13 protein-coding genes are annotated in these 25,365 nt (G+C 61.2%); 6 read left to right on the top strand and 7 right to left on the bottom strand.

The window, feature by feature from the left end; translation table 11 throughout:
• Positions 1-204 precede the first annotated feature (204 nt).
• Both ACYZTK_RS08175 and ACYZTK_RS08170 read left to right on the top strand, forming a co-directional pair.
• A complete protein-coding gene (locus ACYZTK_RS08175) occupies positions 205-1,098 on the top strand; it encodes a LysR family transcriptional regulator (RefSeq protein WP_045058685.1) in 894 nt (297 codons plus the stop codon).
• Between the two features lie 4 nt (positions 1,099-1,102).
• Positions 1,103-1,699 carry a tRNA-uridine aminocarboxypropyltransferase gene (locus tag ACYZTK_RS08170; protein WP_462013961.1) on the top strand — a complete coding sequence of 199 codons (597 nt, stop codon included), beginning with the start codon at positions 1,103-1,105 and terminating at the stop codon, positions 1,697-1,699.
• Between the two features lie 117 nt (positions 1,700-1,816).
• Here ACYZTK_RS08170 and ACYZTK_RS08165 read toward each other — a convergent pair whose 3' ends face one another.
• The 3 genes from ACYZTK_RS08165 to ACYZTK_RS08155 form a co-directional block, all read right to left on the bottom strand.
• The gene (locus ACYZTK_RS08165; RefSeq protein WP_462013960.1) at positions 1,817-3,190 is read right to left on the bottom strand and encodes an HlyD family type I secretion periplasmic adaptor subunit; all 1,374 of its coding nucleotides are present in this window, start codon (positions 3,188-3,190) and stop codon (positions 1,817-1,819) included.
• Between the two features lie 9 nt (positions 3,191-3,199).
• Complete coding sequence (locus ACYZTK_RS08160; RefSeq protein WP_462013959.1) at positions 3,200-5,359, bottom strand: type I secretion system permease/ATPase; 2,160 nt, start codon at positions 5,357-5,359, stop codon at positions 3,200-3,202.
• Between the two features lie 141 nt (positions 5,360-5,500).
• Complete coding sequence (locus ACYZTK_RS08155) at positions 5,501-6,859, bottom strand: TolC family outer membrane protein (protein ID WP_462013958.1); 1,359 nt, start codon at positions 6,857-6,859, stop codon at positions 5,501-5,503.
• Positions 6,860-7,467: 608 nt separating this feature from the next.
• Between ACYZTK_RS08155 and ACYZTK_RS08150 the strand changes: the two genes are divergently transcribed.
• Positions 7,468-15,408 (top strand): retention module-containing protein, encoded by a 7,941-nt coding sequence (locus ACYZTK_RS08150; protein ID WP_462013957.1) that lies wholly within the window; start codon positions 7,468-7,470, stop codon positions 15,406-15,408.
• A gap of 107 nt (positions 15,409-15,515) precedes the next feature.
• On the opposite strand, the gene lapD is transcribed toward ACYZTK_RS08150, so the two are convergent.
• The 4 genes from lapD to ACYZTK_RS08130 form a co-directional block, all read right to left on the bottom strand.
• Positions 15,516-17,456 carry a cyclic di-GMP receptor LapD gene (lapD, locus tag ACYZTK_RS08145; protein ID WP_462013956.1) on the bottom strand — a complete coding sequence of 647 codons (1,941 nt, stop codon included), beginning with the start codon at positions 17,454-17,456 and terminating at the stop codon, positions 15,516-15,518.
• A 23-nt stretch (positions 17,457-17,479) separates the two neighbouring features.
• Positions 17,480-18,187 carry a cysteine protease LapG gene (gene lapG / locus ACYZTK_RS08140; protein WP_462013955.1) on the bottom strand — a complete coding sequence of 236 codons (708 nt, stop codon included), beginning with the start codon at positions 18,185-18,187 and terminating at the stop codon, positions 17,480-17,482.
• Positions 18,188-18,269: 82 nt separating this feature from the next.
• Positions 18,270-18,665: a YbaN family protein gene (locus tag ACYZTK_RS08135; protein ID WP_462013954.1), complete on the bottom strand. Its 396-nt coding sequence runs from the start codon at positions 18,663-18,665 to the stop codon at positions 18,270-18,272.
• Between the two features lie 10 nt (positions 18,666-18,675).
• Positions 18,676-19,263: a UPF0149 family protein gene (locus ACYZTK_RS08130; protein WP_045058676.1), complete on the bottom strand. Its 588-nt coding sequence runs from the start codon at positions 19,261-19,263 to the stop codon at positions 18,676-18,678.
• Positions 19,264-20,541: 1,278 nt separating this feature from the next.
• Between ACYZTK_RS08130 and recQ the strand changes: the two genes are divergently transcribed.
• From recQ to ACYZTK_RS08115, 3 genes are all read left to right on the top strand, one after another.
• Positions 20,542-22,668, top strand: a complete 2,127-nt coding sequence (recQ, locus tag ACYZTK_RS08125) for a DNA helicase RecQ (RefSeq protein ID WP_462013953.1) — start codon at positions 20,542-20,544, stop codon at positions 22,666-22,668.
• A gap of 119 nt (positions 22,669-22,787) precedes the next feature.
• Positions 22,788-23,222, top strand: coding sequence for a MarR family transcriptional regulator (locus tag ACYZTK_RS08120; RefSeq protein ID WP_462013952.1), 435 nt, complete (start codon positions 22,788-22,790; stop codon positions 23,220-23,222).
• A 128-nt stretch (positions 23,223-23,350) separates the two neighbouring features.
• Entirely contained in the window at positions 23,351-25,111 is a 1,761-nt protein-coding gene (locus tag ACYZTK_RS08115; RefSeq protein WP_462013951.1) for a FimV/HubP family polar landmark protein, read from the top strand.
• The last annotated feature ends 254 nt before the right edge of the window (positions 25,112-25,365 follow it).

The following is a 25,365-nucleotide window of genomic DNA, read 5'->3' as shown; positions in this document are numbered from 1 at the left end:
AACAAATACTTAGTTCAGATTTTTCTAAACTAATGGTTGGGCTGGCGATAGACTTGTTCCATCACACCATTGCTCGTAGGAGCTGCCGAGAGAAACGAGGCTGCGATCTTTTGATCTTAAAAAATCAACGTCAAAAGATCGCAGCCTCGTTTCACTCGACAGCTCCTACAGGGGAATGATCTTGCCGGTTTTCTGGAGTGCCCCATGGCCAACGCTTTACCCGACCTGAAACTGCTGCGCATCTTCGTCAGCGTGGTTCGTCATCAGGGGTTCGCCACTGCCCAGCAAGAGCTCAACCTCTCGACGTCGGCCATCAGCACCTACATGAGCCAGCTCGAAGCCGCCCTTGGCCTGGTGCTGTGCCATCGCGGGCGTGGCGGCTTCAGCCTTACCAGCAAAGGCGAACTGTTCCACCAGGAAACCCTGCGCCTCCTGGCCGAGCTCGAAGGGTTCGAGCAATACGCAGCGGCCCTCAAGGGTGAGTTGCGCGGCACCCTGAACCTGGGGGTGATCGACTCCACGGTCAGCGACAAGGCCTTGCCGTTCGCCGAAGCCATCGGCGCCTACAGCCAGGAACACCCGGCCGTGCATTTGCACCTGTCGGTGATGAGCCCTTACGAACTGCAACTCGGCGTGCAGGACAATCGCCTCGACCTGGCCATCGGCGCATTTTCCACGCGCATGAGCGGGCTGGTCTATATGCCGCTGTACCGCGAGCAGCACTGGCTGTACTGCAGCAGCCGGCATCCGCTGTTCACCGAGCGGCGCATTCCCGAGCAGGTGATCACCCAGCAGCGCATGGTCGGTCGCGGTTACTGGAGCCAGGCGGAGCTGGCGCGACACGGCTTCAAGCACAGCGCCGCGACCGTGGAGAGTATGGAGGCGCAACTGATCCTGGTGCTGTCCGGCGCCTACATCGGCTATCTGCCGGAGCACTACGCCCAGGCTTGGGCAGACAAGGGCGACCTGCGGGTGCTGCTGCCGGCGACCTTCGGTTATCAGGCGCCATTTTCGATGATCGTGCGCCGAGGCCGCAGCCGCGAACCGCTGATCCAGACTTTTCGCGACTTGCTCAAAGCGCAGCTCAATCAGGCTTGAAATCATGTCCAGAACCCAATGCCCGCGCTGCCTGCGCCCTGAAACCCACTGCTTGTGCCCGTTGATCCCGAGCCTCGACAGCCGCACCCGGGTGCTGGTGTTGCAGCATCCGAGTGAAGTGAACCACGCGCTGAATACTGCGCGGCTGGCTGCGTTGGGCCTGAGCAATGCCGAGCTGATCGTCGGTGAGGTGTTTGAGGATCTGCCTGCGCTGTTGAATCAACCGGGGTATCGGGCACGGCTGCTGTATCCGGGCGAGGATGCGCAGACGTTGCAGGGTTATGTCGTGGACGATCGGCCGTTGTTGCTGGTAGTGCCGGACGGCACCTGGCGCAAGGCGCGCAAGATGCTGCACCTGAATCCGCTGCTGGCAGCGTTGCCTCGGGTGACGCTGGCAGAGGGTGGGGTGTCGCGGTACCGGTTGCGCAAGGCACCGGGGTCGGGGGCGTTGTCGACGGTGGAGGCGATTGTTCAGGCGTTGCAGACACTTGAAGCACCGACCTCTTTTGAACCGTTGCTACGGCCGTTCGAAGCACTGATCGAGGGGCAGATTGCGGCGATGGGGGAAGCGGTTTATTTGCGTAACCATGGACCGAAATAGGCGGTGACTGGTCCACCGCTATCGCGAGCAGGCTCACTCCTACAGTTGACCGAGTCCTGTAGGAGTGAGCCTGCTCGCGATAGCGGTAGTCCAACCACCACAACTTCAAGCCAGAACCTACCGCTCGCGCATGGCCTCAGTCCGCGCCTTCAACACCGGCTTGAGCAGATAATCCAGCACACTCTTCTCCCCCGTAATGATATCCACCGTCGCCACCATCCCCGGAATGATCAGCAGTGGCTTGGCATCCCCGCCCAGGTGGTTCTTGTCGGTGCGCACCTGGATCAGATAAAAGCTGTTGCCCTTGTCATCAGTAATGGTATCCGCGCCGATCAACTCCAGCTTCGCGCTCAACCCGCCATAAATCGTGTAGTCGTAGGCGCTGAACTTGACCATCGCCTTCTGCCCCGGATGCAGGAACGCCACGTCCTGCGGGCGGACCTTGGCTTCGATCAGCAGGTTGTCTTCCAGCGGCACAATTTCCACCATGTCACTGCCTGGCTGGACCACACCGCCGATGGTGTTGACCTTCAGCACCTTGATAATCCCGTGCACCGGCGACACTACCGTAGTGCGGGTGACCCGATCATCAATGGCGATGCTCGACGCAGTGATTTTCGACAGGTCGGTGCGTTTCTCGTTGAGCTCCTTGGCGGCGTCCGAACGGAAGGACTGTTCGGACTCGTCGATCTTGCTCTTGATCTCGGCGATCGCCGACTCTGCGCGTGGGATGGCCAGGGTCGTGGCATTCAACGAGCCACGAATTTCCACGGCGCTACGCTTCAGCCGGAGGATTTCCACCGGCGACACCGCGCCGGTACCCACCAGTGGCGCCGACATGTTCATCTCTTGCTGCAGCAATGCCAGGCTGGAGCTGAATTGCCCCTGTTTGGAACGGAATTCCGCCAATTCCTGGGTTTTTTGCCGAAGTTGTTCGCTGAGCGTGCGCTGTTCACTGGCCAGCCGACGCTGCCGTTGTTCAAAGAGTGAGCGTTCGTCCTCGGCCACTTGCGGGGCCTTGGCAATCACTTCGGGCGACAGCTTGAACGGCCGTCCTTCGGCCTCGGCAGACAGGCGTTCGACCTGGGCGGTCAAGGCATACCGGTCCGCCTCGCTTTCACCCTTGTTCGATAGAAAGCGCGTGTCATCCAGGCGCAGCAAGGTGTCGCCCTTGTTGACCATTTGCCCCTCGCGAACAAAGATCTCGGTGACGATGCCGCCTTCCAGGTTTTGAATCACCTGGACCTTGCTCGACGGAATCGCCTTGCCTTCGCCCATGGTGACTTCCTGCAGCACAGCGAATTTGGCCCAGACCACCGCGCTGACAATCAGCCCGGCGGCCAGCCACACGGTAATCCGCGACCAGCGCGGCGAGTCCTGCAAGGTGGCCCCCGCAGTCTCGGGCATGAACTCGCTCTCGGCGCTTTTCTTGAAGCTGCCGAAATATCCACGTTTCTGCGAATCGGAGGAGTCGGAAGATGAACGGGCCATGGGCAACTCCTAGACCGCTGCCGAGCCGACACGGCCCTTGCGCAGCGCATCGATGACCGCTTCTTTCGGACCGTCGGCGACGATCCGTCCGTTGTCCAGCACCACCAGCCGATCCACCAGGCTGAGCATCGAGGTGCGGTGGGTGACCAGCAGCAGGGTCTTGCCCTGGACCCAGCCATGCAGTTTTTGCCGCAGGACATCTTCGCTGCTGTTGTCCATGGCGCTGGTCGGTTCGTCGAGCAGCATGATCGGCGGGTCGAGCAACAAGGCCCGGGCGAGCAGCACGGCCTGGCGCTGGCCACCGGAAAGCAATTGTCCGCGTTCACCCACCGGGCGGTCGAAACCCTGCGGGTGCTGGCGGGCCAGTTCGGTGACGCCAGTGAGTTCCGCCACTTCAAGCATCCGCGAGTCACTGATGTAGCGGGCGCCCAGGGTCAGGTTGTCGCGCAGGCTGCCAGCCAGCAGCGGCAGGTCATGCGCAACGTAGCCGATCTGCTGGCGCAAGTCGGCGACGTCGAGTTGGCGCAGGTCCAGGCCGTCGAGCAGCAACTGGCCTTCCTCCGGGGTATAGAAACCCATGACCAAGCGCGCCAGGGTGCTTTTGCCCGAGCCGCTGCGGCCGATGATGCCGATGCGCTCGCCGGGCTTCATGCTGAAACTGACGTTGTGCAGCGCCGGGGCATTCTGGCCGTTGTAATGAAAGGTCACGCCGCTGACTTCGAGGGCGCCTTGCAGTTGCGTGCGCTCCAGTGGCCGCTGTTTGGCGTCGCGCTCCTGGGGCAGGCCCATCAGCGCATCGGTACTTTTCATCGTCAGCTGTGCTTGCTGGTAACGAGTGATCAAGCCGGCGATCTGCCCCAGCGGCGCCAGGACACGGCTGCCGAGCATGTAGGTCGCCACCAGCGCACCGACGCTGAGGTTGCCGGCGATGATGCTGTAGACCCCGGCGACGATGGTCGCCATGCCGGAGAACTGCTGGATGAACAGCGTGCCGTTGGTGGCCAGCGCGGAAAGGTTGCGCGCATGGCTGTCGAGGCGGGTGAGGGCGCCGTGGGTGGTTTCCCATTTGTGCTGGCGCTCGCTTTCGGCGCTGCAGGCCTTGAGGGTCTCCAGGCCGCCGAGGGTTTCAATCAGCAAGGCCTGGCGCTCTGCACCCAGGGACAGGCTTTTTTGCACGGTGTCGCGCAGGCGCACCTGGATGATCATGGCGAAGATGATCGTGATCGGGAATGCCAGCAGCGGAATCACCACCAGCCAGCCGCCAAGCAGGCCGATCACCACCAGCATCAGCACGGCGAAAGGCAGGTCAATCAGGCTGGTAAGGGTCACCGCAGTGAGAAATTCACGCAGGCCCTGGAAGTCATGAATGCTCTGGGCGAAGCCGCCGATGGTGGCGGGGCGGGCTTTCATCGACATGCCGGTGATGCGTTCGAACAGCGTGGCCGAGAGAATCACGTCGGTTTTCTTCCCGGCGGTGTCCAGCAAGTGCGCGCGGACTACCCGCAGCACCAGTTCGAAACCGGTGCCGATCAGCAAGCCGATGGACAGAACCCACAGGGTCGAGGTGGCCTGGTTCGGCACGACCCGGTCGTAGGTCTGCATGACGAACAGCGGCACCATCAAGCCCAGCAGGTTGATCAGGAAGCTCGCCAGGATCGCATCGCTGTAGAGCCATTTCGACAGTTTCAGGGTGTCGCGAAACCAGGCCTCCACACGCGGCACCAGGGGTGAGCGCAGGTCTTCGAGTTCATGGCGCGGCCGGGCGAACAACGCCTGGCCACTGTAATTTTCGGTCAGTTCTTCACGGCTGACCCATTGCTCACCGCCGTCGGCCTCGCTGGGCAAAATCAGCAGGCGGCCGTCGTCGCCCAGACGTCGCAGAATGGCCGTGCGGCCATTGCCGAGCATCAGCATCACGGGGAGGTTCAGAGAGGAAATATCCGCCAGTTCCCGGCGCAGCACACGCGCCTGCAAACCGGCCCGGGCTGCTGCGCGGGGCAGCAGGTCCAGGCTCAGGCGCTGTTTGTTGAGGGGCAGCCCGGCACTCAGGCTGGCGCGACTGACCGTCGCGCCGTGGAGCTTGCAGAGGATCAAGAGCCCGTCGAGTAGCGGGTCGTCGAAGCCAAGACGCGGATCGACACCGGTGTTGCCGGTTTCCATGCTGGTCACATTGATCGCTCCAGTTGAACGGGCTGCCACACATCACCACTACACACCGTGTAGGAGCTGCCGCAGGCTGCGATCTGTTGATCTTGATTCTAAAAAAACATCAAAAGATCGCAGCCTGCGGCAGCTCCTACGCCGCAGCGTTTACCTCAGCTCAGGCAACCGGGCTTCGCTCTTGACTTCGCTCTTGGCAATCGCATCGGCAGGCAGCACCACGCGTTGTTTGCTCAGCAACTCACCCATGTTCGACAGGATGCGGTACATCGAGTATTCCTCAGTGTAGCGAACCTCGGTGTAGCGACGGTTGGCGTTGTACAGCTCGTTTTCACTGTCGAGCACGTCAAGCAGGGTGCGCTGGCCGAGGCCGAACTGGTCCTGATAGGCCGCACGTACGCGTTTGGTAGTTTCGGCATACTCGCGGGCGGTCGGCGTCTGCTTCTTCGCGTTGAGCATGGCGTTCCAGGCCAGGTGGATGTTCTCGTTGAGCTGGCGCAGGGCGTTGTTGCGGATGTCCATGGCCTGGTTGATCTGGTGCGCATTGGACTGCAGGCGGGCCTTGTCGCTGCCGCCGCGGAACAGGTTGTAGTTCATCACAATGCCGACACGCCACTCGTTGTCGTGGCCTTCATCGCCCTGCACGTTGTTGTTCGCGCCCACCGCTGCTTCGGCATCGAAACGTGGGAAGAACGGCGACTTGGCGACTTCGTACTGGCTCTCGGCAGACTGTACGTCAGCCTGGGCGGATTTCAGGTAAGGGTTGTTCTCCACCATGCTCTGCTGGGCTTCCGGCAGGGTGGCGGGCAACTCGCCGCGAATCGACGGCAGGGTTTCCAGCTCATCCGGCATGCGACCTACCACGGCAAAGAAATTCGATTCGGCATCGGCCAGATCGACTTCGGCGGTGTCCAGGTTGTTCTGCGCCAGTGCCCGGCGAGCGGTGGACTGGTCGGCGTCAGCGGTGCTGCCGATCCCGCGCTGGGTACGCAGGCCGATCTGGTCGTTGACCCGCAGGTGAGCCTGCAAATTGTTGGTGGCCAGGGTCACCAGTTCGCGGCGCTTGAGCACTTCGAGGTAGACCTCGATGGTGCGCAGTGCCAGGTCCTGGGCGGTGCCCTGGGCGTAATAGGCGCGGGAGTTGACCACACCCTTGGTGCGCTCTACTTCGTTGGCAGTGTTGAAACCGTCAAACAGCATCTGCCGCAGGCGCAGTTCCGACTGGGTGTAGGTCAGGATCTCCGTGTGGTGATTGCCCTGAGCGCGGGTGCTGGTGTTATCGCTGTAGCCACGGCCGTAAGAGGCGTTCAGATCGACAGATGGATAGAAGCCCCCTTTGGCGATTTTCACTTCTTCATCCGCGGACAGCCGCGCGTCCACGCGCGAGGCAAGTTCCGGGTGAGTAGCGATAGTGCTTTGGATCGCCTCGGTCAGGGACATGGCCTGGGCCGGTGACGTGCAAGCCATTGCCAGCAATATCGCGCTGCAGAGGGGGGTTAAAACGCGCATGGGTACTTCTCCCTGTATTCCTAATGATGCTTATCAGTCGCCAAATATTTGACGGCATTTATAGTGAAAACCGTTTCAAGCTTGTAACAACAGAGCTAAGAACATTCTAGAGCAAAGCTAAGAAATATTTCTCATATCTGTTATGCCAAAAAAAACTTATGAGCTCTGAAAAATCCAGCACATTGTGCACTCGTGAGCCCTTGTATTACGAGCCCTAGGGAGCTTGCAAGGGCAAATCGAAAGTTCCATCCATTTATCGACACGGGACGAGGGAGTGCTGGAGGGGAAGGAGGCGGGGCAGTTTGGGGGTGACGTTTTTTTGTCACTTTGCTGGTTCAGGACTGTTACGCATCGCTGGCAAGTGATCATTTTCGCTGATTAGTAGCCCAAAGCCATTGAATGTATTGGGGTTGTCCGAATCAGGCGCTGGTCACCCGCAAGCGACAGGCTTGGCGAGAATGTCGCCAGGGCGGCGGTTTCACCCGGGGAAAACCCGGTGAAAGCACGTTTGCCCGGTAGATGGTCCGCCCGGCACCTGCCTTTATCCATTGGCATTCTCCTCGCAAAAAATTGGTTGCCGGCAGCGCTTGGCAGCGGAGGAAATGCATATGGCTACTCTCATCGGTATCGTTACCAAGGTCATTGGTCAGGTAGTTGCTGTAGCGGGTGACGGCACCCGACGCGCACTGGTCGAAGGCGATCGGTTGTTTGCCGGCGATCAACTGGTCACCGGGGCCGAAGGGGCGGTGGCGGTGAAGTTGCAAAATGGCCAGGAGTTGACGCTCGGGCGCGACAGCAGCCTGCAGATGACTTCGCAATTGCTCGCGCATCAGGCGCCCCATGCAGACTCGCCTGAAATCATCACGCCGAGCGAAGCGCAGCTGACCGATGTCGAAAAACTGCAAAGAGCCATTGCCGCCGGCGATGACCCGACGCAAACCGGCGAAGCCACTGCGGCGGGACCTGGCGGCAGCAACGCTTCCGGCGCACTGGGCGGCGGTCACAGTTTTGTCCTGCTCGAAGAAGTGGGTGGCCGGGTCGACCCGAACATAGGTTTCCCGACGGCCGGCTTCAACGGCATTCCGGAATTTCCGCTGGAGCGTATTTTCAACGATCCGGATAACAATCTCGCAGACGTCACGCCGCCCTTAGAGCTGCCTCCAGTGTTGGTCCCGCCAGTAGTGGCCCCACCAGTGGTGAACAATCCCGTCACCCTGGGCGGCCTCGATACTACCGGCGGCGAGCTGACGTTCAACGAAGCCAACCTGCCGAACGGTACTGTCAGTAATCCCGCAGCGCTGACCCAGAACGGCACTTTCACCGTGACGGCGCCCGATGGCCTGCTGAATCTGAACGTGGGCGGCATCAGCGTATTCAGCGGCGGCGTAGCCTCGGGCTTGCCGCAATCGATCACCACCCAGCTGGGTAATACCCTGACGATCACCGGTTACAACCCGGCCACCGGCGTGGTGAGCTACAGCTACACCCTCAACGGCAACGACACCCATTCGGCGGGTGATGGCACCACTCTCAGCGAACAGTTCACCGTGGTGGCCGGCGACACCAATGGCGACACCGCCACCGGTTCCCTGGACATCAACATCACCGACGATGCGCCGAAAGCGGTCGACGACAGCAACGCCAATACCGCCTCGGAAACCCTGCTGACCCTGACCGGCAGCGTGCTGCCCAATGACACTCAAGGCGCCGACCGTATCCCCACCGGACCCAATAGCGGGCCGGTCATCGGTGGGACTTTCACCGGTACCTACGGCACCCTGGTGCTCAACCCGAACGGCACCTACACCTACACGCTGAACACCAATGACCCGGACTTCAAGGCGCTGCACGGCGGCGGCAATGGCACGGAAAACTTCGTCTACACGCTGACCGATTCCGACGGCGATACCAGTACGGCCACCCTGGTGCTGAACATCCACAACAACGATGATCCGATCACCATTGGCGGCCTCGGCGTGTTTGGCGGTGAAGTGACCGTCTACGAGAAAAACCTCAGCGATGGCAGTGCGCCGGATTCTGCAGCCCTGACTCAAAACGGCACGCTGACTATCACCGCCCTCGACGGTGTGCAGAGCCTGAACATCGGCGGAATCAGCGTGGTGACCGCAGGCGTGAGCGCCGGCTTCCCGCAATCGATCACCACCCCACTGGGCAGCACGCTGACCATCACTGGCTACGACAGCGCGACCGGCGTGGTCAGCTACAGCTACACCCTGGCCGATAACGAAGCTCATCCGACGGCCAATGGCGCGAATACGCTCTCCGAGCAATTCGCCGTCACCGTGGTCGACGACAACGGCACCACCGCCAACGCCAGTCTCGACGTCAACATCATCGATGACCTGCCCAAAGGTGTGGACGACAGCAACGCCAACACCGCTTCGGAAAGCCTGCTGACCCTCAACGGCAACGTACTGACCAATGACGTGCAAGGCGCTGACCGGGTAGTGACCGGCGAGAATGCCGGCCCGATCACCCCCGGCACTTTCACTGGCGTGTACGGCACCCTGGTGCTGAATGCCAACGGTACCTATACCTACACGCTGACCACCAGCGATGCCGACTTCAAGGCACTGCATGGCGGCGGCAACGGCACTGAAACTTTCACCTACACCATCACCGATGCCGATGGCGATACCAGCACCGCCAACCTCGTGCTGCAGATCCATAACAACGACGATCCAGTGACCATCGACGGCCTCAACGTCAACGGCGGCGAGCTGACCGTCTACGAGCAAAACCTTGGCGACGGCAGTGCGCCGAATGCCACCGCTCTGACCCAAAGCGGCGCCTTCACCATCACTGCGCTGGACGGCGTGCAAACCCTCAGCGTCGGTGGCATCAACGTGGTGGTGGGCGGCGTGAGCGCGGGCTTCCCGCAATCCATCGTCACCCCGCTGGGCAGCACGTTGACCATCACCGGGTTTGACAGCGCCACCGGTGTGGTCAGCTATAGCTATACCTTGGCCGATAACGAGGCTCATCCGACGGCCAATGGCGCGAACAGTCTGTCCGAGCAATTCGCTGTCACTGTGGTTGACGACAACGGCACCACCGCCAACGCCAGTCTCGACGTCAACATCGTCGATGACCTGCCCAAAGGCGTGGACGACAGCAACGCCGGTACCGCCTCGGAAAGCCTGCTGGCCCTCAACGGCAACGTGCTGACCAACGACGTGCAGGGCGCTGACCGCGTAGTGACCGGCGACAACGCCGGCCCGATCACCCCCGGCACGTTCACTGGCGTGTACGGCACCCTGGTGCTGAATGCGAACGGCACTTACACCTACACGCTGAACACCAGCGATGCCGACTTCAAGGCGCTACAAGGCGGCGGCAACGGCACTGAGACCTTCGCCTACACCCTCACCGATGCCGATGGCGATACCAGCACCGCAAACCTGGTGCTGCAGATCCACAACAACAACGATCAGGTCTATCTCAACGGCCTTGAAGTCAACGGCGGTGAACTGACCGTCTACGAGAAAAACCTCGGCTGGGGCACCAACCCTGACGCACCGGCGCTGACCCAGAGCGGCACATTCACCGTAACCGCGCTCGACGGCCTCAACTCTCTGGTCGTCGGTGGCTACGCGGTGGTGGACAACGGCGCGGTGGTCGGTTTGCCTCACACCATTGTCACCCCGCTGGGTAATTTCCTGACCATCAACGGGTTCGATTTCGCCACAGGCGTGCTCAGCTACAGCTACACCCTGGTGGGCAGCGAAAACCATCCAACGGCCGATGGCGCCAACAACATCGTCGAAAACTTCAACGTAGTGGCATTCGATACCGATGGCAGCTCGGCGTCGGGCCAGCTCAACGTCAACATCGTCGATGATTTGCCGAGTGCCAAACCGGACGTCGATCATGTGCAGGAAGGCGGGACAGTCAGCGGCAATGTGCTCGACAACGACATCGCCGGTTCCGACGGTCCGGCGGCAACCGGGGCAGTGGTGGGCGTGCGCGGGGGTAGCGACACTTCGACCTCGGCCATTGGCGGCCTCAACAGCAACATCAATGGTACCTACGGTTACCTGACCCTGGACGCCAACGGCAACGCGACCTATCACAGCAATCCGAACGCCGTCAGCGGGCCAGGCGCCACCGACGTATTCACCTACACCGTGCGCGATGCCGACGGTGATGAAAGCACCACCACCATCACCATCGATGTCTACAACAGCAGCATCAAGGCGGTGTCCGACACCGATGTGACGGTCTACGAAAAAGCCCTCGACCTGAGCAAAGACGGCCAGGACCTGGCGGCAGGTACCGTCGCGGGCAGCGACCCGAGCAACACTGGCGAGACCGCTTCCGGCACGCTGGTCGGCTCGGTCACCGGCGCCGTGGGTGCGATTACCTACGCCCTGGTGGGCAGTGCCGCAGGCAATTACGGGCAGCTCCAGCTCAATGCCGACGGCACCTACACCTACACCCTGACTTCGCCGGCGAGTACCACCCCGCACGCCAACGACGGCGCGAATACGCTGAGCGAAACCTTTACCTACCAGGCAACCGATTCCCTCGGCAATATCACTACCAGCACCATCGTGGTGAACATCGTCGACGACGTGCCCAAGGCGGTGAACGACAGCAACGCGAACACTGCGTCGGAAACCCGCCTGACCCTCGATGGCAATGTCCTGACCAACGACGTGCAAGGCGCTGACACTGTGGCGACCGGTCCGAACGCCGGCCCGATCACTCCCGGTACGTTCACCGGCACCTACGGCACCCTGGTGCTGAACGCCAATGGCACCTACACCTATACGCTGAACACCAGCGATGCGGACTTCAAGGCGCTGCACGGCGGCGGCAACGGCACGGAAACGTTCGCCTACACCCTCACTGATGCCGACGGCGATACCAGCACGGCGAACCTGGTGCTGCAGATCCATAACAACAACGACCCGGTCTATCTCAATGGCCTGGAAGTCAACGGCGGCGAACTGACCGTCTACGAGAAAAACCTCGGCTGGGGCACCAACCCCGACGCACCGGCGCTGACTCAATCCGGCACTTTCACCGTAACGGCGCTCGACGGCCTGAATTCCCTGGTCGTGGGTGGCTACGCGGTGGTGGACAACGGAGCAGTGGTCGGTTTGCCGCACACCGTAGTCACCCCGCTGGGTAACTTCCTGACCATCACCGGTTTTGATACCACCACTGGCGTACTCAGCTACAGCTACACTTTGGTCGGCAGCGAGACCCATCCAACGGCCAATGGCGCCAACAGCATCGCCGAGAACTTCAATGTGGTGGCCTTCGACAACGACGGCAGCACTGCGTCGGGCCAGATCAACGTCAACATCATCGATGACTTGCCGAGCGCAAAACCGGACTCCAGTCATGTGCAAGAAGGCGGGACGGTCAGCAGCAATGTGCTCGCCAACGACATCGCGGGCTCCGACGGCCCGGCGACAACAGGGGCAGTGGTCGGCGTGCGCGCGGGCAGCGACACCTCAACCTCGGCCAGCGGCGGGCTCAATACCAACATCAACGGCACCTACGGTTACCTGACCCTGGATGCCAACGGCAATGCGACCTATCACAGCCGGCCTGACTCCGTGGGCACACCGGGTGCCACTGATGTCTTCACCTACACCGTACGCGACGCCGATGGCGATGAAAGCACCACCACCATCACTATTGATGTGTGCAACAGCAAGCTCCTGGCGGCCACCGACACCGACGTGACGGTCTACGAAAAAGCCCTGGACCTGAGCAAGGATGGTCAGGATCTCGCGGCCGGCACGGTCGTCGGCAGCGACCCGGGCCACACCGGCGAAACCTCCACCGGCACACTCGTGGGCTCGGTCACCGGAGCTAGCGGCGCGATTACCTACACCCTGGTCAGCAACGGCACCGGGGCCTATGGGCAGATGCTGCTCAATGCCGACGGCACCTACACCTACACCCTGACCTCGGCGCCGAAAACCGCACCGAACGCCAACGATGGGCCGAACACCCTGAGCGAAAGCTTCACCTACAAGGCCACCGATGCGCTGGGCAACAGCACCACCAGCACCATCGTGGTGAACATTGTCGATGACGTGCCCAAGGCGGTCGCTTCGGACCGCTCGGTGGCGGCGGTGGAAATCGATTCCAACCTGTTGTTGGTCATCGACGTGTCCGGCAGTATGGCCGACGCATCCGGCGTACCCGGTCTGTCGCGCCTGGCCCTGGCCAAGCAGGCGATCAGTGCCTTGCTCGACAAGTACGACGACCTCGGCGATGTGAAGGTGCAGATTGTCACCTTCAGCAGCTCCGCAACGGACAAGACTTCGGTCTGGGTCGATGTGGCCACGGCCAAGTCGATCATCGCCGGCCTGACAGCGGGCGGCGGTACCAACTACGACGCTGCCGTGAGCATGATGCAAACCGCGTTCAACACCTCGGGCAAACTGACCGGGGCGCAAAACGTCGGTTACTTCTTCTCGGACGGCAAGCCCACCAGTGGGCAGGACATTGGTGCTCAGGATGAAGTCGCTCTGAAAGCCTTCCTCGACGCCAACGGCATCAAGAACTACGCGATCGGCCTGGGCAGCGGTGTCAGCAATTCCAACCTTGATCCGGTGGCCTACGACGGCAGTACCCACACCAACACCAACGCGGTGGTGGTCACCGACCTCAACCAGCTCAACTCCGTGCTTTCGGGCACCGTGCAGGGCGCGCCGGTCACGGGCACTTTGCTGGAGGGTGGAACCTTTGGTGCCGATGGCGGTTTCATCAAGACCATCGTGGTCGATGGCACCACCTACACCTACGACCCCAAAGCGCTGGGTAACCAGGGTTCGCTGAACTTCAGCGGCGGTGCCAACCACGGCACGTTCAACACCGCCGATAACTCCCTGAGTATCGCCACCAACGGCGGCGGCACCCTGGTCATCAATCTGGATAGCGGCGAGTACAACTACATCTCGCAGAAAGCCACCTCGGTTTTGATCACGGAAAATATCGGCTTCACCGTCAGCGACAACGACGGCGATCTGGCCAGCTCGACCCTGGTGGTCAAGGTTATTCCGAACGGGGCACCGGTGGCCGGCGATGATCATGTCATCACCAACGTGCTGTCAGGCAGCGTCGTGGTACCGGGCGAGTTGCTGCTGGCCAACGATACTGATCCGGAAGGCGATCAGCTGACCGCAGCACCGACCACCTTCAACACCGCATGGGTGGCCAAGGGTGCTGACTTCGTCGGCACAGGTGCGATCAACTTCAAGGGTACCGGCAACAACGCTGCTAACCAGAACCTCGCGGATGTGCGTTCATCCTTCGCGGCCAACACCGCAGCCATGACCGCAGTGCTGGTGATCAGCGGCTATCTGGGCGGCGTCACCACGTCCAACGCCAACGATGAAGACCTGATCACCGTGAAACTCAAAGAGGGCGAGACCCTCAATCTGGATCACAACCTGGCGGCGGGTCACGTCACTATGGAGTACTCGCTCAATGGCGGTGCGTTCGTCACCATTGCCGACGGTGGGACCATCACGGCAGCGGCCGATGGCACCTACCAGATCCATGTCACCAACATCACCAACACCAGTGGCAGCGGCACCAACAATGCCGAAAACTACCAGCTGACCATGACAGTCAACTACGCCGGTGCGCATGACATCACGCCGGACTTCCACGGCGCCTACACCGCCAACGACACCCATGGCGGCAGTGACGCGGCGAACGTGACGATCAGTTATCAGGACGGCCACACCCTCACCGGCACGGCGGGCGATGACGTACTGGTGGCCGGTACCGGCAACAACATCCTCAATGCCGGCGACGGCAACGACGTGTTGACTGCGGGCACTGGCAACAACGAGCTGCACGGCGGCGCTGGCAATGACCTGCTGTTCAGCGGCATTGGCAACGACCTCCTGGATGGCGGCAGCGGTATCGACACCGCCAGTTACGCCCATGCCGCCAGCGGCGTCACCGTCGACCTCAGCCTGCTTGCCCCGCAAAACACCGGAGGTGCGGGAACCGATACCCTGACCGGGATCGAGAACCTGGTGGGCTCCAACTTCAATGACAGCCTGACGGGAGACAATAACAGCAACGTCATCACTGGCGGCCTGGGCAACGACGTCCTCAACGGCGGTGGCGGCGATGACTTCCTGATCGGCGGCCTGGGCAACAACACCCTCACCGGTGGTGCTGGCGCGGATACCTTCCAGTGGCTTAAAGGCAACTCCGGGCATGACGTGGTCACCGATTTCACCCCAGGCACCGACAAGCTTGACCTGTCGCAACTGCTGCAAGGTGAGAACGGAACGACAGCCTCACTGGATGATTACTTGCACTTCAAGGTCATCGGCAGCGGCGCCTCGGTACTCACCAGCATCGACGTCAGCGCCATGGCCGGCGCCACGCCGAACCAGACCATCGACCTGGCCGGCGTCAACCTCGCCAGTCATTACGGCGTTACGCCGGGGGCGGGTGGTGTAGTGGCTGGGGGGCATGACACGGCGACCATTATCAACGGAATGTTGAACGACCATTCGTTGAAGGTGGATACGGTTTGATCTGAGGGGTAGCAGCCGCCTGTGGGAGCAAGGCTTGCCCGCGATAGCAATCTTGAGGACGCCATCGCGGGCAAGCCTTGCTCCCACAGGAGGGGTGGATTGAAGTGCTACATTGGCTCAGGCGGCCCGATCAACCGTCCCATCACCCCATAAACCCCCAACTCCCTGATGGTCTCAAACTCCCCGCGAGTCTCGACCATCTCCGCAATCAGCGGCAAATCGATGCTGTTGGTCGCCCGAAAAATCGCATCAATGAACAGACGCTTGTCACTCTGGCGATCAATCCCGCGGATATACGCCCCGTCGATCTTCAGATAAGCCAAGCCCAATTGAGTCAGGTTGCCGATCTGGCTGAAGCTGCCACCAAAATGCTGCAGCCCGATGCGGTACCCGGTCTCGAGCAGGCTGTGACACAAGCGCTGCAACTCCAGCGGCGGCGGCAGTTGGCGTTCGTCGATCTCCAATGTCAGCAACGGCGCCAGTTCGGGCAGGGATTCGAGCATGTCGAGAATTTTCGCCAGTTGCAGCGGATCGCGCAGGGTGCTGCCGGACAGACTCAATGCCAGCGGCCAGCGGTTGACGACCAGATAGTCCAGGGTCGCTTCGAGCATCGCCAGGTCCATGCGCGCCGACCATCCGAGGCGCTCAATCCAGGGCAGGAAATGCCCGGCTGCAATTGCTTCGCCTTGTGGGTCGAGCAGGCGCGCCAGGACTTTGTGATGCAGCACCTGGCTGGTATCGGCGCATTGCACCACAGGTTGAAAGTACAGCTGCATATTGCCCTGGGTCAGGGCCTCGTCTATCCAGCTGCGCCAGTCATGCTGGGACTGGCTCGGCGCACAATCGCCGCCATCCAGGTACATCCACGGCCGCTCGGGGTGTTGCCTGGCCTGGGTCAGCGCCTGGTCGAGGCGCAGCAATACGGCGCTGGTGGATTCTCCCGGGTGATAGGGGACGATGCCCAGATGCGCCACGGGCATGCTGTCGCTGGCTCCGGTCAGGCGCAGGTTTTCCAGGGATGCACTGAGTTCGGTCGCCAGGCGTACCGCGTCGGCTTGGTCCAGGCCTGGCGTGAGCAGGCTGAACTCGCCGCCGCGGTTGCGGGCAGCCAGCCAGTGACGGCGATCGGGCAGGCCGCTTACGCGCTTGAGCAGTTCGGCGACCCCGTTGATCAAGGCATCAGTGCGTTGCCCGCCCATGCGCTGATTGAGCCCCGCCAGGTCGTTGATCCGCAGCATCAACAGATGCCCATCACTGCTGTGCTCGGCGACCAGCAAATGGTCCGCCAGTTGTTCATCCAGCAAGCGCCGATTGGCCAGCCCGGTGAGGTTGTCCTGATAGGATTCGGTGCGCAGTTTTTCGCTGCGTGCCGCCTCTTCGTCGAACAGCGCCTTGAGCTTTTCGACCATCTGGTTCATCGCCAGCACCACGCGTTTCAATTCCGGGGTGCGCGGCAGCTTCGGCAGGCTACGAAATTCTCGTTTGCTGATGGCTTCGGCCTGTTTAACCATCTTGTCCAGCGGGCGCAATTGCCGGCGCAGCAACCAGCCACCAAACACCGCGCTGAGCAGTCCGCAGATGAGCAGCCAGATCAGGCTGCCCAGGGTGCTGTCCCACAGCTTGGCCAGGGCAAATCGCGGATTGCTCAGCACTTCGACCCGGGCGAATTGCTCCCAGCCCCGCATGATCAATGCTTCGCCACCTTGCGGGCGCAAATTGACCAGCGCCACGAACCAGCCGGGCACACGCTCGCCATCGGACGCCACGCTGCGTTCCACCAGCACCTGCTCATCAGCAATGCTGACCACGCGGATGCTGGTGAAATAACCACTGTCGAAAATCGAGCTGACCATCAATTCCGTCATCGCCGGATCGTCGACCTGCGCGGTCAGCGACAATCCCAGCGCCGTCGCCGCGTCCTGGGCGTGCGAGCGTAACTGGCCGAGCATCTGGTCGCGGGAGCTCTCCAGGCTGACAAAAAAACTGCCGCTGAACGCCACCAGCAGGAACAGACAGATGGCGAGAAACAATTGTTTGCGCAGTGACATAAAGACGCTCCTTGCGAGGACGATCAGCCGTCGCCCACGGCGAAACCTTCAACCTGCATTTTTTTCAGTACATCCTGCCAGCGCGACAGCTTTTTCGAGTCGCTCGAACGCTTGCCGCCGTTGGTGCCCGGCAGGTAAAGGCCTTCGGCATTGAAGGCATAGACCGGCAACAGGTCCTTGCGCCGTGAGGCAGGGGAGATCTCGCCCTTCAGGTTGTCCAGCACCAGCGGATCGGCCGTGGGGCTGCTGTAAAAGGTCAGCACCATGTGCGCCTGGTTCTGCGTCAGGGCTTTAACGTAGGTGATGCGCAGTTTCTCGCTGGGGATGCCGAGATAGCGCAGGCTGAAATACTTCGCCAGCGCGTAGTCCTCACAATCCCCGGCACCCTTGACCAGCGATTCGACGGGCGTGGCCCAGTAATCGGTCTGGCGCCAGATGCGCATATCGTCCTGGAAGGTTAGTTGCTGATTGAAGAAGCGATTGACCGTGTTGAGCTGCTCGCGCTCGGGCTGACCCTGTTGACCTTGCAGCAGTTGGCTCCAGTCCTTGATCCGCTGCTGCGCCGGGCCGAGCGCACCATAACGGGTCTGGGCATTTTGCAGCACCTGGGTGAAATCCCAGCTGGCCAACACCGAGCCCAGGCCGCAGACCAGCAAAATTGCCAGCAATAGCCGTCCGCCGAACCGAAATCGGAGCGTTGACCATCCTGGACTACGCCGGCGACGAGGCATGTCGGGCTGCTCGGGGTGCAGATGGATGGAGTCTAGGCGTTGTTTTCAGCGGGGGAGGGGAGATTGTCGGTTGGCCAGACGATCAGGGTTTGCGCAGGGTTTTCTGTCTGAGGATGTAGATGCTCACCAGCACCGCACTGGTCAGCATGAACCCGCGGGCCCATGGCATTGGCACCAGGTAGCAGGAGAACAGGATGCTCACCCACATCAGCCCGATGGCGTAGACCTTGCCCTTGAGCGGAATACCGTTGCCGTCGAGGTAGTCGCGGATCCACGGGCCGAGTCGTGGATGCTCCACCAGCCAATGGTAAAAACGCGGCGAGCTACGGGCGAAACAGGCGGCCGCCAGCAACAGGAAGGGAGTAGTGGGCAATACCGGCAGGAAGATCCCGATCACCCCCAACGCTACGCTGAGCCAGCCGATGGCCAGCAGCACGTAGCGCAACATCAGGGAGCGGTTGCCTATGGGATTGTCCATAGGCAGGACCTTAGTGGTGACGAGGCTTGAGGATCGCCGGTTTTTCGTCAGGCGCGTTGCACAGCAGGTACAGCGCGGTCAGGGCTTCCGGGATCTGCACGATCATGTCATCCATCAGGTTGGCATCGGCAGCGATGTCGGAGAACTCCGGCTGCTCGTCGAACAGGCCCGAGCCGACCATGATCGGCAGGAGCATTTCGCTGACTTCGTCTTCAGCGGTTTCAAACCAGGCCGCTTCACGCAGGAACACGCCTTCCATGAAACCGATGCACCAGCCGCGCAGGTCGGAGTCGTCCGGATCTTCACCGAGATCGAGTTCGCATGGCAGCTCGAATTCTTCGTCGGATGCCAGCTGGCGAGCGATGTGGGCCTTGAGTGCCAGGAGGGTGGATTCGATGGCTTCACGCTCGGTATCGTCGGCGTAATGTGGCTCTTCGGCGAACAGGGCGTCGATCCATTCACGGTCCGGAACGGTTTCGGAGCAGATCGACAGGGCTGTGAGGTAACCGTGGGCGGCCACGTAGTCCAGCGCCTCGTCATGCAGTTCATCGGCGTCGAGGAAGACTTGCAGGCGGGTTAGTTGCTCAGCGAAGGACATTAAAGGGCTACCTTGGAATTAAACAGATGCGCGAATTCTAGGCCTTCTTGAGCAGTCAGGCCAGCCGCGTGGGATATTTGGCCCAGTGGGGCCGCGAAACCTTGCGGCGGGGCACACCTTTTTCTGCAGGACCGTGTAGGAACTGTGTAGGAGCTGTCGAGTGAAACGAGGCTGCGATCTTTTGATCTTGCTTCGTGTACATATCCGTTTCTGCGGCAACGGCTTCTATCGGTTCCGCTTTTACAGCGGGTCACTTGGAAAAGCCCCAAGTAACCAAGGGCTTCTTGCCCCACCACTTGGCACCTCGCCCAGGCTCGGTGTGCCCTCACTCCGGCATTGCTCCGCGGGCCGCCGCGATGGCCCATCCATGGGCCAGCGCGGCTAAACCGGCATCCTTGCCGGTTTACCCGCTGCGCAATACCTGCGTTCGGCCATCGTGGTTAACGGGGCGTCCGCGATCAAGAACCGGGCCGAGGCGGCCTGAGAGCCGACCTGGCACGTAGTTCGCGCAGACATCGGCGGTGTTGCGTACGCGTAGTTGTCGTGCCCGAGACATATCCCCTGTGGGAGCGAGCTTGCTCGCGAATGCGGACTGACATTCAACATTGATGGCGACTGACCCGGCCTCTTCGCGAGCAAGCCCGCTCCCACTGGGGGATTGCAAGGCCGGAAGATGTGCGCGACCAAAAAAAGCGCAGCGCGCCGGCTTGACGCTTTGGTCGGCCCGAAGGCCGCCACGGCTAAGCTTTTGATCGCAGGCGCCCCGTTAACCACGCTGGCCGAACGCAGGCATTGCGTAGCGGGTAAACCGGCAAGGATGCCGGTTTAGCCGCGCTGGGCCAGGGAAGGCCCATCGCGGCGGCCCGCGGAGCAATGCCGGAGTGAGGGCACACCGAGCCTAGGCGAGGTGCCGAGTGGAGGGGCAAGAGCCTTTGCTTACTTTGGGCTTTTCAAAGTGAGTCGCTGTAAAAGCGAAACCAATAGAAGACATTACCGCAGAAACGGATATGTACCCCGAAAGCCGCCATCGCTAGCAAGCTTTGCTTCTTAGCTCCTCAGCTGACTCCCACAAGGAATGCAGTGTTTGTCCGCATGTGTCTTCTAAGCGGCACCCCTCGCAGAGAAGCCCTCGGGTATACTCCCGCGTTTTGTGATGCCCTGCTGGCGTCATGGCTGAGATGGACAGCGTCATGCAACGCGCACTTACGACTCGTCGGTGCAGACTGCGCGATTTTGGACCAGCCTTGCAGGGATGTTTCGGTGATTTTTGGAGTTTTTATGCTCGAACAGGCTCAACGCGTCCTCAAGGACATCTTCGGCTACGACAGCTTTCGTGGCCGCCAGGGTGCAATCATTGAGCGCGTGGCCAGTGGTGGCGACGCCCTGGTACTGATGCCTACCGGTGGCGGCAAGTCCTTGTGCTTCCAGGTGCCGGCGCTGCTGCGCGAAGGCCTGGCAGTCGTGGTGTCGCCGCTCATCGCATTGATGGACGACCAGGTCGCCACACTCGAAGAGCTGGGCGTCGCCGCCGCCGCCTTGAACTCCACGCTCAGCGCCGAGCAGCAACGGGACCTGGCCAACCGCATCAAGCGCGGTGAAGTGAAGATGCTCTATCTCGCCCCCGAACGCCTGGTGCAGCCGCGGATGCTGGCCTTCCTGCAGAGCCTGGAAATCTCCCTGTTCGCCATCGATGAGGCGCACTGTGTATCGCAATGGGGCCACGATTTCCGTCGCGAATACCTGCAACTGGGCCAACTGGCGGAGCTGTTCCCCAACGTCCCGCGCATCGCGCTGACCGCCACCGCCGACAAGCGCACCCGCGAAGAAATCGTCGATCGCCTGCACTTGCAGGATGCCGAGCGTTTCCTGTCGAGTTTCGACCGGCCGAACATCTTCTATCGCATCGTCCCCAAGGAGCAGCCACGCAAGCAGTTGCTGGCGTTCCTTGCCGAGCGACGCAGCGACGCCGGCATCGTCTATTGCCTGTCGCGCAAGAAAGTCGACGAAGTCGCGGTGTTCCTCAGCGAGCAAGGCTTCCCGGCGCTGCCGTATCACGCCGGCCTGCCCAATGAAACCCGCTCCCATCATCAGAAGCGCTTCCTCAACGAGGAAGGCCTGATCATGGTTGCCACCGTGGCGTTCGGCATGGGTATCGACAAACCGAACGTGCGCTTCGTCGCGCACCTGGATTTGCCGAAATCCCTTGAGGCGTACTACCAGGAAACCGGTCGCGGCGGTCGTGATGGCCTGCCGGCGGATGCCTGGATGGCTTACGGCCTGCAGGACGTGGTGATGCTCAAGCAAATGCTGCAGAACTCCGAAGGCGACGAGCGGCACAAACGCCTGGAGCAGCACAAGCTCGACGCCATGCTCTCGCTCTGCGAAGAAACCCGCTGCCGTCGGCAAACCCTGCTGGCCTACTTCGACGAAGACATGCCGCAGCCGTGTGGCCATTGCGACAACTGTGTCGATGGCGTGCAGACCTGGGACGCCACCGAACCTGCGCGCCAGGCGTTGTCGGCGATCTTCCGCACTGGCCAGCGCTACGGCGTCGGGCACCTGGTGGACGTGCTGCTGGGCAAGGACAACGAAAAGATTCGCAGCTTCGGTCACCAGCACCTGTCGGTGTATGGCGTCGGCAAGGCGATGGGCGAGAGCGAATGGCGCTCGCTGTTTCGCCAGCTGGTTGCCCGGGGCCTGGCGGACATCGACCTTGAAGGTTATGGCGGCCTGCGCCTGAGCGCTACCTGTCGCCCGCTGCTCAAGGGCGAAGTGACCCTGGAATTGCGCCGCGACCTCAAGCCGCAGACCACCGCCAAAAGCAGCAAGAGCCAGGCGAGCCAGCTGGTGCGCGGCGAAGAACGCGAACAGTGGGAAGCCCTGCGTGCGTTGCGCCGCAAGCTTGCCGAAGAACATGGGGTGCCGCCGTACGTCATCTTTCCGGATTCGACATTGCTGGAAATGCTGCGCAGCCAGCCGAGCTCGATGGCCGAGATGGCCCGGGTCAGCGGCGTCGGCGCGCGCAAGCTGGAGCGCTACGGCGAGGCCTTCCTCGAAGTGCTCGGGGGCCAGGCCGAGGCACCGAAAGTGGTGGCCGACCTGCGCCACGAATTGATCACCCTGGCCCGCGCCGGCATGACACCGCTGCAGATCGCCGGTCAGCTGCAGTGCTCGGAGAAGAACGTCTACACCCTGTTGGCCGAGGCGATTGGCAAGCAGCAGTTGTCTCTGGAGCAGGCACTTGATCTACCCGACGACTTGATGGGAGAAATCCAGGATGCGTTCCTCGATGGGGAGGGCGAATTGCCACCGGTGGCGGAGATTGCTGCATTGTTTGCCGGGCGGGTTCCTGAGGGGGTCCTGTACTGTGTCCGGGCCGCGCTGCAGTCTGAATTTGAAATCTGAAACAAGCCTTGCGTTGATGTAACGATTCAGTACAAAGCGAGCCTTGCTTCAAGTCATCGGTCATGCTTAGCTGACTAATAATTAGGTTTTCTCTATTTCAGTCTAACCATGAGTTTTTTATGCCGTTAACCGATCATCACCGCTTTGGCATGCAGTTGGCGCACATGTCCCGGGGCTGGCGGGCCGAGCTGGACCGACGCCTGGCAGGCCTTGGTTTGTCCCAGGCACGCTGGTTGGTGCTGTTGCATCTGGCGCGTTTCGAGGAGCCGCCGACCCAACGTGAACTGGCGCAAAGCGTCGCCGTCGAAGGGCCGACCCTGGCCCGGTTGCTCGATAGCCTGGAAGGTCAGGGCCTGGTTCAGCGTCAGGCCGTACTCGAAGACCGCCGGGCGAAGAAAATCGTCCTCTGTGCCCCGGCCCGTCCATTGATCGAACAGATTGAAACCATCGCCAATCAGCTGCGCCTGGAACTGTTCGAAGGCGTCGACGAGGCGGATTTGAAAACGTGCATGCGGGTTCACGGACACATCCTGGCCAATCTGGAAAAGTCTTGATTCATTAGCCCCTGCCAGACTTTTGAGTTACCCCGTTGGGCGGACTATAAAGAACTACTAGGCAATATCGGGTTCGTACCGGATGTGCGAACACGTACAGGTTGGTTCTGGTTATCTAAGGGATGCTCATGTCTGAGAGTTTGCACGTTGGCTTGCGGTGCGGCGCCAGGCTGCTGCTGGTAGCGGGTGCTGTGTTTTACTCGGCATTGGCGCCGGCGTTGGGATTGGGTGAGATCACCCTGCACTCGGCGCTGAACCAGCCATTACGCGCAGACATCGCCCTGGTGGACGCGGCGGGTCTTGAAGAAGGCGACCTGTCAGTCAACCTGGCGACGGCGGACGAATTCAGTCGAGCCGGTGTCGAGCGCGTGTTTTTTCTCAACGATCTGAAGTTCACGCCGATCCTGCGGGGCAATCGCAGCCTGATTCGGGTCAGCTCCAACAAAGTGGTCAATGAACCCTTCCTGAATTTTCTGGTGCAGCTCAATCAGCCCAATGGGCGTGTGCTGCGCGAATACACGGTGTTGATCGATCCGCCGGGTGCGCCGGGGATTGTCCCGGTGGTCGATGAACCCGAGGCGCCTGCGCGCAACTCTCCATTTCCCAAGGTCAAGCCCGCTGCAGCAACGCCCCTGCCCGGGAAAAAAACCGCGACAGCGCCCAAGCCCGAACCCGTGGCCCCGGCGCCGGTGATTGACCCCGCAGCAGAGCAACTGGCCGCCAGCGTGCTGCAGAACCAGCAACTGCAGGCGACCGTCGGCGAATTGAATACCAAGCTCCAGGCGCAGGACGAACAAGTTGCCGGCTACAAGAAACACGTAGCAGAGCTGCAAACCCAACTGGCTGAACTCAAGCAGGCACCGCCAGCAGCACCTGTTGCGGTGGCGCCTGCCGTAGCGGTGGTCGAGGAACCTGAGTCCAGCAATTGGCTGACAATGCTCGGCTTGCTGGCCCTTGCAGGCCTGTTGCTACTGGGTCTGTTCATTCGGCGCCAACGCCAACGCCAGCACCAGCTGGCAGATGATTTACCGCAGGCGGATCCCGGTCCAGTCTCCCGAGCTGATTCAGAATTCGACGATCAAACAGCGGCACAGGCGCCCTTGGCAACATCGGATGCCGATCAGCATGAGCAGACGCCGTCCGGTGATGTGCTTGAGGGCGTAGGCATCTACCTGGCTTATGGGCGCTTTTCCGAGGCTGCCGGTTTGTTGCGCGAAGGGCTGGCCAAGGAACCGCAGCGCACGGATCTGGCGGTACAGCTGCTGGAAGTACTCGGTAAACAAGGCGACGTTGCGGCGTACGATGCTCAGGAAAATCAGCTGCGCGACGCTGGGTTTGATCCGCAGACGCTTGAGGATATTCGCAGTCGTCACCCGAAAATGCACAGTGTGGCGCCGGTATCTGCTGCGCCGATTGTCGCGGCGGCGATCACCGCAGCACCTGCGGTTATCCAGGGCGATGAGTTCCAGTTGAACCTGGATGACTTGTCGATGGATGCCAACTGGGACCTGATCAGCCCCTTTGAAACAGCCCAGCCGCCGGCTCCTGCGCAGGAGCCGGCGTTCGCCTCTAACCTCCATGTCCTGCCTGACGTATTCGAAATGCCCGAAGAGTCGACCCAGGAAGAGTCTGAGCTGCAATGGAGTGCAGAACCGGACTCCCAAGCGCTGGATGACGATTTCCTCGCAGAATTCGGCGACCCCGAGCCGGCAATGCAACTGGAGCCGTTGAGCCTGGAACCGGACAATGCCGGCAAACTCGAGCAAGCGCAGACGTGCATTGATGACGGTGACCTGGACAGCGCGATAGAGCTGCTCAATGAGTTGCTTAAGGACGCCGATGAGCCGCTCAAGCAGACTGCCCGGAGTTTGCTGGCAGGCATCAGCTAAGATTTACCTGTAGGAGCGAGCCTGCTCGCGATAGCGGGGTGTCAGTCGACTCAAATGTTGAATGAACGACCTCAATCGCGAGCAGGCTCACTCCTACAGGAATGGGTCTGATCGCGATAGCGGGGTGTCAGTCGACTCAAATGTTGAATGATTGACCTCAATCGCGAGCAGGCTCACTCCTACAGGAATGGGTCTGCTCGCGATAGCGGTGAGTCAGTCGACACAAATGTTTAATGTTCAACCGTAATCGCGAG

The sequence above is a fragment of the Pseudomonas sp. LB3P31 genome (genome assembly GCF_054897945.1).
Note: the sequence above shows the minus strand (reverse complement) of the source record. Positions and strands in the feature narration are given on the sequence as shown.